This window comes from Paenibacillus ginsengarvi (assembly GCF_003626695.1).
GTDB lineage: Bacteria > Bacillota > Bacilli > Paenibacillales > NBRC-103111 > Paenibacillus_AB > Paenibacillus_AB ginsengarvi.
Genome location: NZ_RBAH01000001.1, coordinates 538,449 through 553,977, shown reverse-complemented (window position 1 = coordinate 553,977; position 15,529 = coordinate 538,449). Strand labels below are relative to the sequence as shown.

General features: G+C 55.2%; 14 protein-coding genes. 12 read left to right on the top strand and 2 right to left on the bottom strand.

What is annotated here, in order from left to right; translation table 11 throughout:
* Positions 1-25: 25 nt before the first annotated feature.
* Positions 26-1,351 carry an ABC transporter substrate-binding protein gene (locus D7M11_RS02885; protein ID WP_120745624.1) on the top strand — a complete coding sequence of 442 codons (1,326 nt, stop codon included), beginning with the start codon at positions 26-28 and terminating at the stop codon, positions 1,349-1,351.
* A gap of 23 nt (positions 1,352-1,374) precedes the next feature.
* Here D7M11_RS02885 and D7M11_RS02880 read toward each other — a convergent pair whose 3' ends face one another.
* Entirely contained in the window at positions 1,375-2,454 is a 1,080-nt protein-coding gene (locus D7M11_RS02880; protein ID WP_120745623.1) for a coiled-coil domain-containing protein, read from the bottom strand.
* 110 nt (positions 2,455-2,564) lie between these two features.
* On the opposite strand from D7M11_RS02880, the gene D7M11_RS02875 reads away from it, so the two are divergent.
* A complete protein-coding gene (locus D7M11_RS02875; protein ID WP_120745622.1) occupies positions 2,565-3,686 on the top strand; it encodes a class I SAM-dependent methyltransferase in 1,122 nt (373 codons plus the stop codon).
* A gap of 98 nt (positions 3,687-3,784) precedes the next feature.
* Here the strand turns inward: D7M11_RS02875 and D7M11_RS02870 are convergent, their stop codons facing one another.
* Positions 3,785-4,015 carry a DUF2626 domain-containing protein gene (locus D7M11_RS02870; protein WP_120745621.1) on the bottom strand — a complete coding sequence of 77 codons (231 nt, stop codon included), beginning with the start codon at positions 4,013-4,015 and terminating at the stop codon, positions 3,785-3,787.
* A 285-nt stretch (positions 4,016-4,300) separates the two neighbouring features.
* Here D7M11_RS02870 and D7M11_RS02865 point away from each other — a divergent pair, with 285 nt between their 5' ends.
* The 10 genes from D7M11_RS02865 (at position 4,301) to D7M11_RS02820 (ending at position 15,405) form a co-directional block, all read left to right on the top strand.
* On the top strand, positions 4,301-4,954 hold the full coding sequence (locus D7M11_RS02865; protein WP_120745620.1) for an RsfA family transcriptional regulator: 654 nt from the start codon (positions 4,301-4,303) through the stop codon (positions 4,952-4,954).
* A gap of 111 nt (positions 4,955-5,065) precedes the next feature.
* Positions 5,066-6,055 (top strand): ketopantoate reductase family protein, encoded by a 990-nt coding sequence (locus tag D7M11_RS02860; protein WP_120745619.1) that lies wholly within the window; start codon positions 5,066-5,068, stop codon positions 6,053-6,055.
* 17 nt (positions 6,056-6,072) lie between these two features.
* Positions 6,073-6,468: a DUF3397 domain-containing protein gene (locus D7M11_RS02855; protein ID WP_120745618.1), complete on the top strand. Its 396-nt coding sequence runs from the start codon at positions 6,073-6,075 to the stop codon at positions 6,466-6,468.
* A gap of 176 nt (positions 6,469-6,644) precedes the next feature.
* Positions 6,645-8,300 carry a peptide ABC transporter substrate-binding protein gene (locus D7M11_RS02850; protein ID WP_120745617.1) on the top strand — a complete coding sequence of 552 codons (1,656 nt, stop codon included), beginning with the start codon at positions 6,645-6,647 and terminating at the stop codon, positions 8,298-8,300.
* Positions 8,301-8,391: 91 nt separating this feature from the next.
* Entirely contained in the window at positions 8,392-9,327 is a 936-nt protein-coding gene (locus D7M11_RS02845) for an ABC transporter permease (protein ID WP_120745616.1), read from the top strand.
* A complete protein-coding gene (locus D7M11_RS02840; RefSeq protein WP_120745615.1) occupies positions 9,327-10,271 on the top strand; it encodes an ABC transporter permease in 945 nt (314 codons plus the stop codon). Before D7M11_RS02845 ends, D7M11_RS02840 begins: the two co-directional genes overlap by 1 nt.
* 21 nt (positions 10,272-10,292) lie before the next feature.
* Positions 10,293-11,285: an ABC transporter ATP-binding protein gene (locus D7M11_RS02835; protein WP_120745614.1), complete on the top strand. Its 993-nt coding sequence runs from the start codon at positions 10,293-10,295 to the stop codon at positions 11,283-11,285.
* Positions 11,282-12,238, top strand: coding sequence for an ABC transporter ATP-binding protein (locus D7M11_RS02830; RefSeq protein ID WP_120745613.1), 957 nt, complete (start codon positions 11,282-11,284; stop codon positions 12,236-12,238). The genes D7M11_RS02835 and D7M11_RS02830 overlap by 4 nt, the downstream gene beginning before the upstream one ends.
* Positions 12,239-12,472: 234 nt before the next feature.
* A complete protein-coding gene (gene bshC, locus D7M11_RS02825; protein ID WP_120745612.1) occupies positions 12,473-14,104 on the top strand; it encodes a bacillithiol biosynthesis cysteine-adding enzyme BshC in 1,632 nt (543 codons plus the stop codon).
* A gap of 32 nt (positions 14,105-14,136) precedes the next feature.
* A complete protein-coding gene (locus tag D7M11_RS02820) occupies positions 14,137-15,405 on the top strand; it encodes an adenosylhomocysteinase (protein ID WP_120745611.1) in 1,269 nt (422 codons plus the stop codon).
* The last annotated feature ends 124 nt before the right edge of the window (positions 15,406-15,529 follow it).

Sequence of the window (15,529 nt, the reverse complement as noted above, 5' to 3'; positions counted from 1 at the left end):
CTGCCGATTTGAAGGAGGAGAAGCTTTGTTCCGCCATAAATATTGGCTGCTGCTTGCCGCTGCCGTTTGTTTCGCTATTATCTTAATCTCGGGCTTGTTCAGCGGAACGGGACGCCATTCGAAGCCGAACGCCGGAGAAGGAAGCCTGGCGGACGAACCGATTCCCGAGGCGGGAGCGATCCAGAAGCGGTTAAGAATGGCCGTATCGATGCAGTCCAAGGAATTCGCGCTGCTGCAGCAGCTCAAGGAGCAGTATCAAACGGCACATCCTGGTATCGAGGTCGTTCTCGAAAATATGCCGGATGAAACCGTATACGCGAAATTGAAAAAGGCGGCACAGCTCGGCGAGGCGCCGGATGTGATGCTGCTTGACAATAATTGGCTGAGCGAATTTGCCGCGCTCGGATATTTGCTGCCCGTCGATTCGATGCTGACAACCGGTCTGCAAGCGGAGCAGATGGAGCAGGCTCTTGCGCAGGTGAAGTGGAACGGGTATTTATGGGGCGTCCCGAAAAATTTGGACGCGTATGTGGTCGTCTACAATGCGAAACGGTTGAACGAGCTCGGCGAGAAGCCGCCGGCCACGACGGAAGAGCTGATCGCGCTACATAAGCAAACGCACAGACCCGACGAAGGCAAATACGGCGTTTATTTCGACGCGCCGGACGGCCGTTCCTTTTTGAGCCTTGTCCGCATGTTAGGCGGCGCCAAAACGATATCCAAGACTTCTCCTGCGGAGTTGTCCGACCCGGCCGTGCTGAAATCGCTGGAATCGTTTCTGTTCCCGCTGTCCGATAGCGGGAAGGACGATGGCAAAACGCTGAGCCGTTCGTTCCCGCAGGAAGGCGCGACCTGGAAGCCGTGGGAGCAGTTAAACCAAGGGAAGCTGGTCGGATACATTACGAAATTTTCCGATTGGAAGATGAACGATTCCGCGGCGGTCGTGATGGACAAAATGCCGCTGCCAAAGGATGAAGCGATCTGGAAAGGGCCCTGGCTGACGGGCAACAGCTTCGCCATTTCCGCCAAATCGGAATCCGGCAAGGAGGCGTTCGAGCTGATTCGCGATCTTGCCTCGACCGGAGCGCTGCTCAAGTTTTGGAACGCGGGTGGAGGACTGCCTGCTCAAGCAAGCATGTATCCCGCGATCAAAAACGACGCGGCGTTTAAAACGGTTGCCGGCTATATCGACATGGACGATGCGCTTCCTGCCGCACCGCAGCGGGCGAAGCAAATGACGGTGCTGCAGACGTTGCTCGAGTCGCTTTGGAGGGGCGAAGTCTCCTTTAAAACGTTCATGGACAGGACGACGACGGAATGGAATGCGATTCGAACGGCGGCAGCCAAATAGGGCGTTTTTTCGCGACGCCCGGCTTACAGCCCGATTTTGAGAGCGATTGTCATCGTGCCTGTCGCGATTTTTACTTCGGTAGCCTGAATGAACGGGGCGAGCTTGGTCGGATAAAAGGAGAGATCGTACCGCTTCTCGAGCGACTTGGCGGTGCTTTCCGGCATCGCGTAGCCGTTAAAGGTCAAGCTGTCGATTGTAAAACGGACGGCGTTATTCGGCTTGTTTTCGATGATATAGCGGCCTTTGATCGAAATGGCGACATTGCCGGACTTGCCGCCCGCCATTATCGCGTTATCTTGGAACGAGAACGAAAATCCTTCGAGCGTTTTGCTTTTTTGCTGCAAGAAGCGGTTCAGCTGTTCGTCTCCGATCGTTACTTTCGGCGCCAGCCCTTTAATCGAGATCATGCCGCTGTTCTGGCCGAGCAGTTCCGGCAAATGCTGCATCGCCTCCGATAACGAGGCGAAATATTGCTCGAACAGCGGAAGGCCGCGTTCCTCCCACGAAGTCCGGAGCGCGTTCATTTCTTGCTCCAACTGCTCACGGTTTTTGCTTGCGGCCAGCAGCCGGTCGACTTCTTCCTGGGCTTGGAGCCTTTTTTCTTTTTCGGCTACAAAAGCAGCCTTCGTATCGGCCAGCAGCCGGCGGTCGGTCTCCAGCTTTGCTTGCTCCGTTTTGTAGGTTTGGTAGCGTTGTTTGTAATCGTCGATCGTTTGGCGATCGTTATCCAAAAGCGTCTGCAATTGCTCCCACACATACAGCGCATCCTGGAGCGAACGGACGCCGACGAGGGCAAGCAGCAGCGACCGCCGCTCTCCCGTATAATAAGACCGGATTACTTTTTCGGTTTTTTGCTGTTGTTCCTCAACGAGCTTGGCCGACTGTTTGACTTTGCCGGACGTCTCCTCGATTCGCTTGTCCAGCAGCTTCTCTTCACCCGACAGACGCGCGATTTCGCGGTCGAGCTCGTACATCGTAAGGCTTTTCTCCAGCAGTTTCGTCTTCGGTTCGGGTTCGGGCTGGGCCGTAGCCGTCAGTGCCCCGAGAGGCAGCAGCAAACAGCCGAGCCCGATCATGATCAGGTAAAGCAGCCGTTTCCGCATCGGCCTTCCCCCCTGTCCCATCCGTACTAAATGTATCGGCGGAAGGGACGAAATATGCTAAAATCATCTTTGGAGATTAGCTGGAAACCTTATCAAAAAGGAGCATCCCAATGACTCGTATGCCGAATAACGCCTCCGGGGCGATAACGGAAGCGATCCGTTCGGATATCGAACGAAGTCCGAACCGGGCTATCCCGTTTCGCGATTATATGGAGCTTTGCCTGTATCACGACCCGCACGGGTACTACAACCGCTCCGAGGCGAAAGTCGGCAAGGACGGCGATTTTTATACAAGCGTTTCGATCGGTACGATTATGGGGGAAATACTCGGCGCTTACCTGGTCCGTCTCGCTTCCCGGTTCGAGGGCAATCGTCCGCCGAAAATCGCGGAGTGGGGCGGCGGAACCGGCCGGCTTTCGCGTCTTGTGCTGGATACGATCCGCAAGAGAGCGCCGGATTGGTACGATAGGCTGGACTATATGATGGTGGAACGGAGTCCCTATCATCGAATGCGGCAGCTTGAGGAGCTGGGGGAGCATCGGTGCGTTCGTTTTGCCGGGCCGGACGATTGGCTCAGCGAAGCGGATGGAAGCCCGCTCCTCGTGTTCTCGAACGAACTCCTTGACGCCTTTCCGGTGCACCGTATCGAACGCAAGGACGGCAAGCTGCTTGAATGGTACGTCGGCTGGGACGAGCCCGGCAGTTGCTTCAGGACGGTGCTCCTGCCTCTTGACCCGGATGGAGCGGCGGCCGCGTATATCCAGCGTGAACGTATAACGATTCGCGAAGGGCAGTGGATCGAGGCGAATCCGGCCGCTTCCGACTGGATCGGGCGTATGGGCGCCGCCATCGAACGGGGAGTGCTCGTCACGATCGACTACGGAGACGTTGCGGAAGAGCTGTATGCCGCACACCGGATGAGAGGGACGTTCCTGTGCTACCGGAATCATCAGGCTTCGGACGATCCATACGTCTGCCCTGGCGAGCAGGATATGACGTCCCACGTCAATTTTACGGCGTGCTTGCGTGCAGGGCGGGAAGCGGGGTTTCAGGCAGATTCGCTGCGGACGCAGAAGCAGTTTTTACTGGATGAAGGCGTGCTGGAGCTGCTCGTCGCCCATAGCGGGACGGACCCGTTCGGCCCCGAGGCAAGGCGGAACCGGGCGGTGCGCCAGTTGCTGCTGGGCGATTCGATGAGCGAATTGTTTAAAGTGCTCGTACAAATAAAATAACCCCGCAAAAAAACAAAAAAGGTGATTCCACCGGTTATGTAAGACTGGCTCCGGTTGGATCACCTTTTTGCGTATGAGTTCCTGTCTTCATACGGAACTTAAACTTCCATCTGGAAGAACGACCAGTACGTAAATCCAAGGAAGGAGAGAACCATATATCCCCAGAAAAGCATAATATACGTACGTTCGGACAAATTCATATAGCCCAGGACGACGAAAGCGGTGGTTTGGAAAAAGAACAGCAGCGCCATCTCCTTCATGTCGCCGGCCAGCGCCATCAGACCGATCGCGAGCGTCCAAAATCCGAGCACTCTGAACATGCGTGCCATGAATAACTCCCCCTCTCTGCTTAAAACTCTCGTGTGCACAAAATCCTAATGTCCATTATAACCGCTACCTTTTTAAAAAGTAAACGACCATTCGTGACGAAATATCAAACTTTTTATGACGGAGCCTGTAGCGGGACAATAGTAGCTTAACCTTCGGCATCGAAAAACATGTATGAGCGGTCAAAAAAATGGTAATACCAAGTAGTATCAAATAGATTCTATGAAATCTAGTTTGGGCATAGAGATAAGTAGTGGCGATTTCAGTTTGTTGGGAGGTTTTGGTACATGACTGCGGTTAGACAAGATGCTTGGAGCGATGAAGACGATCTGATCTTGGCCGAGGTGACGCTTCGCCATATTCGCGACGGCGGCACGCAGCTTGCTGCATTCGAAGAGGTAGGCGAAAAGATAGGAAGAACGGCTGCGGCGTGCGGCTTCCGCTGGAACAGCTGCGTTCGCAAAAAATACGAAGCCGCCATTTCGATCGCGAAAGTGCAGCGGCAAAAAAGAAGCCAATACCGGAAAAACGGGGTCGCCGGTTCATCCGTTTCGTCAGTGGCTTTAATGGAATCCGGTGAAACGGCCGGGTCCGGCAAACACGACGGCGTTACCGAGGAAACGATTTCAATCGATGCCGTCATTCGCTTTTTGCGCCAGTGGAAAGGAACCTATCAGGAAATGAGCCGGCATATTAAAGCGCTGGAGAAGGAGCTTAGGGAGAAGGACGAAGAACTGGGCGAGCTGCGCCGGGACAAAGAAAATCTCGATAAGCAGATGAACAACGTGCAAACCGATTACCGGGTCGTCAACGACGATTACAAGGCGCTCATTCAAATTATGGACCGCGCCCGGAAACTCGCATTTCTCGCGGAAGAGGAAGAAGAGCAGAAGGCTCGTTTCAAAATGGATGCGAACGGAAACTTGGAACGGATCGATTGAGCGGCGGGAAAACTCCCGCGGAGGAAAATAGGGAAAGCTTGCCGAACTAAGGAAGACGGCAGGCTTTTTTTGCATTCATAGGAGCCCAACAAAGGCGGGGAGAATCGTTACATGAACATCATATGCATCGGGGCAGGGGCGATCGGCATGCTTGTAACGGCAAGGCTTGCGCTGGCAGGCGCGAATGTGCTTCTCGTTACGCATTCCGAAGAGCAGGCTTTGCTTCTGAACAGCGGCGGCCTTAACCTGCTTGAAGGGCCTACGGACAATCCCGTAAGCGTGAAGGCAATCTCGTACGGGCAACTTGCGGCAAACGGCGGAACGGGGCAAGCGGACTGGGTGCTGCTGACCGTGAAGCAGAAGCATATTACCCCTCCGCTGCTGGACATTGTGAGCCGGATAGCGGGAGACGAAGGGCATGTGTTATGTTTCCAGAACGGGATCGGGCACGTCGAGCGTATAAGCCGGCATGTGTCCGCAGAGCGCATTTTTTTGGCGGTAACGACGGAAGGCGCCCGAAAGCTGGGGCCAAACAAGGTGGCCCATACCGGAGCGGGGACGACGTGGATCGGCCCAGCGGCGCCGAAACCGAAGTTTTTGACGGAAATGGGGCAAAATCGTCAAAATTTGATCGTACATTCGCTGCGGCAAGGAGGATTTCAAGTTTTGCCGTCGAACCAAATGAATGAGCTCGTATGGAACAAGCTACTGATCAACTCCGTCATCAACCCGTTAACGGCTTTGCTGCGTATCCGCAATGGCGAACTGCCTGCGGCCGGGGAGCGTATCGAACTCATGCGCCTACTGCTGAACGAAGGAATCTCGGTCGCAAAAGGTCTCGGCATTCGCGTAAGGGACGATGTCTGGGAGCAGGTGCTGGATGTATGCCGCAATACGGCGAATAACCATTCGTCGATGCTGCAGGATGTGCAGGCCGGTCGTTCCACCGAGATCGAGTGGATTAATGGTGCGATCGTGAAACAGGGTTATCTTCTGCACATACAGGTGCCGGTCAGCGAAACGATCTGTCGATTAATCAAAGCCGCCGGGCCTTCGGGTGACAACCATACGGCGGAAAACGAGCTCGCTTCAGGAGACTGATTTCCGGGTGGTGCCAGTTGAACGGTTTCGTTAACGTATTGATACATATTTACGCGTTTTCCGCAGCGGTGCCCTTTTTATGGTTTTTCGTGCTGTGGATCGGAGTTTACTTATGGAGTCGGGACGGCAAAAGAGCGACCAAGCTGGCGATGGATGTAACGACGCTGCTGCTGATCGGCTCGGTTTCCGTCTTGTTCGAAAATTTGTTCGGCAGCCGGTTCGGATTTTTCCTGATCCTGCTCTTTTTCCTGATCGGATACGGGCTGCTCGGAAACTTCCAATACAAAGTAAAAGGGAAAATCGATAACCGGCGCATTATTCGGCTGCTTTGGAGATTCGGTTTTTTGACACTGAGCGTCGTATATTTGGTGTTTTTGTTTATCGGCCTAGGCAAGTCGATCTTATCGGTTTAGACGGACGAGAATAAGGAAGTATTTAAAAGCTGCCAAGCGAATCCAGGGGATTCGTTCGGCGGCTTTTTTTGCCTTGTAACGTCATGCGAAAAGCCCAAAACGTACATATTCGGGAAAAGCCCAGGGAACGCTAGTGGCAAGGAGCACCACTACAGCACCACGGGAGGAACAGGTCTATGGTTCGATCAATAAAGGGCAGCGCTATCGTCTTTGTCACCGTTTTACTTGTCTGGACGACCCTGCTTGCCGGCTGCGCCAAAAAATCGAATACAGGCGGCGGAGCGGGAGCGGCGGAGCAGAAGCTGCGGATGCTGATCGCCTCCGAGCCGCCGTCGCTTGATCCGGGACTGGCCCAGGATAACAACTCGTCAACCGTGCTACGCCCGATTTACGACGCTTTGACTCGGCTCGACGAGAAAGGAGAGCCGAAGCCTGCGGCTGCCGAGAAATGGGATGTGTCGGCGGACGGCTTGAAATACACCTTTCATCTTCGCTCGAACGCCAAATGGTCAAACGGCGATCCGGTTAAGGCGAGCGATTTCGAATATGCTTGGAAGCGAGCGCTCGATCCCGCAATGACTCCCCCGGCGCCTTATGCTTACCAGCTGTATTACTTGAAAAACGCCGAGGAATACAATACGAAAAAAATGACTGACGCTTCGCAAATCGGCGTGAAAGCAAAGGACGACTTCACGCTTGATGTCGAGCTGAAGTCGCCTACGCCGTATTTTTTGAGCCTCGTTTCCTTCTATACGTACTTCCCGCTGAACGAAAAAGCGGTCAAGGCGAATCCGGCGTTTGCCGCCGAAGCGAATACGATGGTGACGAACGGCCCGTTCCTGCTGAAGGAGTGGAAGCATAACGACTCGCTTACGCTGACGAAAAACCCAAACTATCATTCCGCCGCCGACATCAAGCTGACGGAAGTGAATATGAAAATTTTGAACGACGCCGGCACGATGCTTAATATGTACAACACGAACCAGATCGATTGGGCGGGGCGTCCGACGAACGAGTTTCCGGTCGATCAGCTGCCGAAGCTGAAGCAGGATAAAAATATGAACCTGCAAATCAAAGGCATCGCCTCTACGTATTATTACGAGTTCAATACGAAAGCGGAGCCGTTCGATAACGCGAAAATTCGCAAGGCGTTCTCGTTGTCCATCGACCGCAAGTCGATCGTCGACAAAATTACGCTCGGCGATCAGACGCCGGCGCACGGACTCGTGCCTCCTGGCATCCGCGGCGAAACGAAAACGTTCCGCGAGGAAGTGAAGGACGATTACTTCAAGGACGATGTCGCGGAAGCGAAAAAGCTGCTCGAAACCGGACTGAAGGAGAAAGGTTACGCGAAGCTTCCGGCCGTCACACTTATTTATAACAAAAGCGAGGCGCACAAAAAAATCGCGGAGGCCGTCGTCGACATGTGGCGGCAAAACCTTGGCGTCGATGTGAAGCTGGAGGTTCAGGAATTCGGCGTCTACATCAAAAACCGTCAAAACGGCAACTTCCAGATCGCACGGGCAGGCTGGGGAGCCGACTACAACGATCCGATGACGTATATCGACCTGCTGCAGACGGGCGGGGGCAACAACAACTCGAAATATTCGAATCCGGAATACGATAAGCTAATCAAGGATACGTACGGCACGTCCGATCAAGGGAAACGGATGAAGACGATGGCGCAAGCGGAAAAAATGATGATCGCTGATATGCCGATCGCGCCGATTTACTATTACACGGGCATCTGGGCGCAAAAGCCGTATGTGAAAAATGTGTTCGTCGATTACAAGGGCGACGTCGACTTCATACACGGCTATATCGAGAAGTAAACGGAGGGACGGCAAAAAATCGGGGTATACGGCTTATATCCCGATTTTTGCAATTCCCGCAGCTGTCCAAGTTCAGTTTGGAGGTGCGGCATTGGCGCGTTATTTGCTTCGAAAATTCGTATTCGTGGTCGTTTCCTTGTTCGTTTTGGCAACGGTCACGTTTTTCCTGATGAAGGCGATACCGGGCGACCCGTTCTTGTCGGAGAAGGCGGTTCCGCCGGAAATCAAGGCCAACCTGATGGCGTATTACGGCTTGGATAAGCCGCTGTTTCTGCAATACGTGGAATATATCAAGCACGTGCTGTCTCTCGACCTCGGCATGTCGATGAAATGGCAAAACCGTTCGGTCAATCAAATTATTAACAGCGCGTTCGGCTACTCGTTCCGGCTAGGTCTGTGCGCCGTTATCGTCTCCGTGCTGATCGGCGTCGCTCTTGGTACGGTTGCCGCGTTGCGGCACCGCCGGCTGATGGACAGCATCGCGATGATTGTGGCGGTGCTCGGCGTTGCAGTGCCCAGCTTCGTTATGGCAACACTGCTGCAATATGTGTTCGGTGTGAAGCTGCCTCTGTTTAATGTGGCCGGCTTGAACGAGCCGCTCGACTATGTGATGCCGACGCTAGCCCTCGCCTTTATGCCGATCGCGTTTATCGCTCGGCTGATGCGTTCGAGCATGCTCGAGGTGCTGCAGTCGGACTTTATGAAGACGGCGAAGGCGAAAGGTTTATCCGGCGGCGCGATTACGGTCCGACATGCGCTGCGAAACGCCATTTTGCCGGTCGTCACGTATCTCGGCCCGCTCGCTACGAGCGTCATTACGGGTTCGGTCGTCATCGAGAAAATATTCGGCATACCTGGGCTCGGCAAATACTTTGTGGAAAGCGTGGAAAATCGCGATTATACGCTCATTATGGGGCTGACGCTGTTTTACGGGGCTTTGCTTATGATATCGCGATTTTTGACCGATATCGCTTACGGCTTGGTCGATCCGCGCATTCAGCTGTCGGGCGGAAAGGGGAAAGCTTGATGAAGGAATATACGGCAGCAGGCTCACCCGAGCTGCTTACCCCTGATCTGTTTATCCCGCTGGACAAGGACAGGCAGCGAGGAGACAAAGTGGTGCGGGAAAGCTTGTCGTCCTGGAGGGACGCCTGGCAGCGGCTTCGTTCCAATAAGCTGGCGATGACCGGTCTCGTCGTCCTCATCCTGCTGGCGGTTATGGCTATCTTCGGACAGCAGATGACGCCGTACAACTATTACGCCAACGACTTGCAGCATACGAACGAACCGCCCTCCGGCGAGCATTGGTTCGGTACGGACGATCTGGGGCGGGATATGTTCGCCCGCACGTGGATGGGGGCATCCATATCGCTGCGGGTCGGCTTGTTCGCCGCCCTGATCGACCTGCTCGTCGGAGTCGTATACGGGGGCGTTATGGGCTACTTCGGAGGAAAAGTCGACGAGGTCATGAACCGCATATCCGAGGTGCTCGATTCGATCCCGTATTTGCTGATCGTCATCCTGTTCGTCGTCGTTTTCGAGCCGAGCATGTATACGATCATATTGGCGCTTGTCGTCACCGGATGGATCAAGATGGCCTGGATCGTCCGCGGGCAGATCATGCTGCTAAAAAATCACGAGTACGCGCTCGCATCCAGGTCGCTTGGCGCAGGCTTCTTCCGCATTCTGTTCCGGCATTTGCTGCCGAACGCGTCCGGGCCGATCATCGTCACGCTGACGCTGACCGTGCCGCAAGCGATATTTTCCGAGGCGTTCCTCAGCTTCCTCGGACTTGGCGTCAACTCGCCCGCCGCCTCCTGGGGGACGATGATCTCGGATTCGCTCTCCTCGTGGATGTACTTGCCTTGGCGGCTATTTTTCCCGGCCGTTCTGATCAGCTTGACGATGTTTGCGTTTAATGTGTTCGGCGACGGGCTGCGGGACGCCTTCGATCCGAAAATGCGAAAATAAATGGGCAGGCGGAGGGGACTTATGGAACCGATTTTGGACGTGCGCGATTTGAAAGTGTCTTTCCGCGTGCGCGGCGGGGAGGTTCAGGCGGTGCGCGGCGTGAGCTTTCAGGTGAACAAGGGCGAAGCGGTGGCGATCGTGGGCGAATCCGGCAGCGGCAAAAGCGTCACCGCGCAAACGATCATGCGGCTCATTCCGTCTCCGCCGAGCGTGATCAAGGACGGCTCCATCCGGTTTATGGGGGAGGAGCTGCTGACCAAGTCGGAGAAGGAGATGCAGCGTATACGCGGCAAGCATATCGGCATGATTTTTCAGGACCCGATGACTTCGCTGAATCCGACCATGACGGTGGGCCGGCAAATTACCGAAGGTCTGATCAAACACCAGAACATGTCCAGTCAGTCGGCGAACCGCAGGGCGGTGGAAATGCTGAAGCTAGTCGGCATTCCGAACCCCGAGGACCGGGTAAGACAATATCCGCATGAATTTTCGGGGGGGATGCGCCAGCGGGCGATGATCGCCATAGCGCTTGCCTGCAACCCGGCGATGCTGATCGCAGATGAGCCGACTACAGCGCTTGATGTGACGATTCAGGCCCAGATCATGCAGCTGATGAAAGATTTGCAAAAAAACCTCGGGACGTCCATCGTGCTTATTACTCACGATCTGGGCGTCGTGGCCGACATGTGCGACAGAGTGATCGTCATGTATGCCGGCAAGGTCGTGGAAACCGGGACGATCCGGGAAATATTCAAACATCCGAAGCATCCGTATACGCAGGGACTGCTCCGCTCGCTGCCGCGGATCGATCAGCGCAAGGACGAGCCGCTCATTCCGATCTACGGGACGCCGCCCGATCTGATCAAGCCGCCGGCCGGCTGCGCGTTTACCGACCGGTGCGAGCATGCGATGCACGTATGCGTTCTTCACGATTACGAGCTGTTCCGCGAAAGCGACACGCAGCTCGTTCGCTGCTGGCTGATGCATCCTTTGGCGAAGGAGGCGGCGAGATGAGCAGTCCGCTCATAGAAGTACGCAACCTTAAGAAATACTTCGATCTGGGCAAGGGCCGGCTGCTGAAGGCGGTGGACGGTATCAGCGTTTCGATTGCGCAAGGAGAGACGCTCGGCGTAGTCGGCGAGTCGGGCTGCGGGAAATCGACGGCGGGGCGCACGATCCTGCGGCTGTACGAGCCTACGGACGGCACCGTCCATTTTAACGGCACGAATATTTATTCGCTTACGGGATCGAAGCTGAAGGCGCTGCGGCGCGACATGCAGATGATTTTTCAGGACCCTTACGCGTCGCTGAATCCGCGGATGACCGTCACGGATATTATCGGGGAAGCGCTCGATATTCATCATCTGGCGAACGGCCGCGGCGAGCGGAAGAGACGGGTGGAAGAGCTGCTCGATCTGGTCGGCCTGAATGCGGATCATGCTACTCGCTATCCCCATGAGTTTTCGGGCGGCCAAAGGCAGCGGATAGGCATCGCGAGGGCGCTGGCGGTCAATCCGAAGTTTATTATATGCGACGAGCCGATCTCGGCGCTGGACGTGTCGATTCAGGCGCAAGTCGTCAACTTGCTGCAGGATCTGCAGAGGAAGATGGGCCTCACCTATTTGTTTATCGCGCATGACTTGTCGATGGTGAAACATATTAGCGATCGCGTCGCCGTTATGTATTTGGGGAAAATCGTAGAGATCGCTCCCAGCGAAGAGCTGTATGCGCATCCGATTCATCCGTATACGAAAGCGCTGCTGTCGGCGATCCCCATACCCGATCCGGATGTGCAGGAGGGGCGGGAAAGAGTCGTGTTAAGCGGCGATTTGCCGAGTCCGGTAAACCCTCCGAGCGGCTGCCGCTTCCGAACGCGCTGTCCGCTCTCTTCCGATATATGCGCCAAGGAGGAGCCTCCGCTGAGGGAGACGAGAGAGGGGCATTCGTCAGCGTGTCACTTTGCTTAATTCGGCAAAGACCCGGTTCGTCAGCTTAGGCGGTAATTCCGTTAAAGCTCCTAACGTGCACCTTTCCGGCACACCTCGCATAGGATGAGCGCTATGCGAGGTATTTGCGCTTTTCCTGCGCCGTGCGACAGCACTTTGACGAATATTGTCCTTCCGTGTACAATCGTATTGTGCAAGTAGCCTACTGCGACATTACTGGTGCAGACCGATACATACAAACGAAGGGGTTGCCGTATGAGAGTCGAAACGTTCCGGCAAAAACCCGCGCAGCCGATAACGCGGGACTACATCTATGAGTTTTCATCCGTAGCTTCCCTGTACGAGTATAATCCTTGGAGCGAAACGAGCGACCGTGAACGCGCGGAGTGGCTCGATCGCGAAGCAAGACCCCAGGCGGATCGGGATGAGCTTGTGCGCACGCTGCTCGCATATAACGAACAGATCGGGAACGGCGCTGCCGCGGCGAGCCATATCGAGGCGCTGCGCGACCGGAATACACTGGTCGTGACAGGGGGCCAGCAGGCGGGCCTGTTCACGGGACCGCTGCTCGTCATGTTCAAGGCGATTACGGTGATTAACGAAGCGAGGCAAGCCTCGGAGCGTTTGGGCCGAAAGGTGATTCCGCTGTTCTGGATTGCCGGCGAGGATCACGATCTGGATGAAGTCAATCATACGTTCGTTCTGAATGAAACGCTTGCCGCGCAGAAGATCAAGCTTGGGGCCGGCCCGGACAAGAAATCGTCGGTCAGCCAGTGGAGCGTGCCGCCTGAAGCGTGGGAGGATGCGCTCTCGCAGCTCGAGCAGGTGCTCATGAACACGGAGTTCAAGCCCGAGCTGATGGAACGCATTCGCGCCATCACGAGCGCTTCGGATACGCTGACGGAACAATTTGCGAGGACGATGGCCTGGCTTTTCGGCGAATTCGGTCTTGTGCTCATCGACTCCGACGATCCGCAGCTGCGCAAGCTGGAAGCGGACATGTTCCAGTCTATCGTCCGGCGGCAAGGCGAACTTGACGACACCCTGCTTCGCGCCAAAGGCCGGCTGGAAGATCGCGGTTACAAGGCGCAGGTGGAGCTTCAACCGGGACAAGCGCATTTGTTCGTTTATCACGAAGGCGAGCGACTGCTGCTCGGCAGGCAGGGCGAGCGGTTTACGGATCGCAAAGGGGCCGCTTCCTTTACGGAGCAGGAGCTTCTCGAGCTGGCGGAGCATACGCCGGAGCGGCTGAGCAACAATGTCATGACCCGGCCGCTCATGCAGGACTATTTGTTCCCGGTGCTTTCCGTCGTGCTTGGTCCTTCGGAAATCGCTTATTGGGGACTGCTTCGCGAAGCGTTCGGCCTGTTCGGACTGAAGATGCCGATTCTGGTGCCGAGGTACGAATTTACGCTGCTGGAAGGCACGATTCAGAAGCAGATGAACAAGTTTGGTCTCCAGTTCGAGGATGTCGTGCTCCGTCTTGATGAGAAGCAGGAGCAATGGCTTGCTGCCCAAGGCTCGATTCAGGTGGAAGAACTGTTCGCTGAGGCGAAAACCAAATTCGCAGAGCTTTATGCGCCTGTCGTAGCTTCGGTCGCCGGGATTAATCCGGGCCTTGGCAAGCTGGGCGAAACGAACCGGCAGAAGATTGTCGAGCAGATCGAATTTTTGGAAGCGAAGGCGGCCGAAGGATTCCGGGCACAGCATGAATCCGCTTTGCGCCATTGGGAGCGCATCCGCATGTCGGTGCTGCCGGGCGGCAAGCCGCAGGAACGCGTGTACAACGTGTTTCAGTATGTAGTGAAATACGGCGGCGGCTGGCTTCGCGAATTGGCGGGAACGCCTCTCGACCGCGACGGCAGTCACCATATCGTATATTTTTAATTTTTACCATTCGCGAGGAGGCATTATTGAATATGAGTTCAAGCGCAAAAGAACGCAGCATTATCGCCGATCCGGCACTGGCTCCGGACGGACATTTGAAGATCGACTGGGTGCGGGCTCATATGCCGGTATTAAACCGGATTCGGGACCGCTTCGAAAAAGAGCAGCCGTTTAAAGGGCTGAAAGTAGCGATTTCGCTTCATCTGGAAGCGAAAACGGCTTATTTGGCCAAAGTCGTTCAAGCCGGCGGCGCCGAAGTAACCATTACCGGCAGCAACCCGCTGTCCACCCAGGACGACGTCTGCGCGGCGCTTGTCGAAGACGGCATTACCGTATTCGCCAAATATAATCCTTCTCCCGAGGAGTATAAAGAGCTGCTCATCCATGCGCTTGAAACGAAGCCGGACCTCATTATCGACGACGGCGGCGATCTGGTCACGATTTTGCACTCCGAGCGTCAAGACCTGCTTGCGGGTGTTCGCGGCGGCGCGGAAGAAACGACGACCGGCATTTTGCGCTTGAAGTCGCTTGAGAAAGACGGCAAGCTGAAGTTCCCGATGGTAGCCGTTAACGATGCTTTCTGTAAATATTTGTTCGACAACCGCTACGGTACGGGCCAATCGGTGTGGGACGGAATTAACCGCACGACGAACCTCGTCGTTGCCGGCAAAACTGTCGTTGTCGTCGGCTACGGCTGGTGCGGCAAAGGCGTGGCGATGCGCGCGAAAGGTTTGGGCGCCAACGTCATCGTTACGGAAATCGACGCCATCAAGGCGGTCGAAGCGTACATGGACGGCTTTGCGGTTATGCCGATGATCGAAGCGGCTAAAGTAGGCGATTTCTTCGTAACGGTAACGGGCAACCGCGATGTGATCCGCGGCGAGCACTACGAAGTCATGAAGGACGGCGCGATTTTGTCGAACGCCGGTCATTTCGACGTCGAAGTGAACAAGCCGGAGCTTGAGGCGTTGTCCAAGTCGAAACGGACCGTTCGCCGCAATATCGAGGAGTATGAGCTGAAGGATGGACGCAAAGTGTACGTGCTGGCGGAAGGACGCCTCGTCAACCTGGCAGCGGGAGACGGACACCCGGCGGAAATTATGGATATGACGTTCGCGCTTCAGGCGATGTCGCTGAAATATGTCAACGACCAGTACAAAGCGATCGGCAGCAAGGTCGTAAACGTACCTTACGAGCTTGACGAGGAAGTAGCCCGCTTCAAGCTGGAATCGCTCGGATTCGGCATCGATTCGCTCAGCGAGGAGCAAAAAGCTTATTTGGACAGCTGGGCCGAGCATTAATTCTGCGTGTTATTCGGAGATGATCCCCCGCAATGTGGAGTGTAGCTTCAAAGCTTATACAAAATACTTTGCGGGGATCCCCGAAAATGATAAGAACCTCATCCTGCCAGGATGGGGTTCTTTG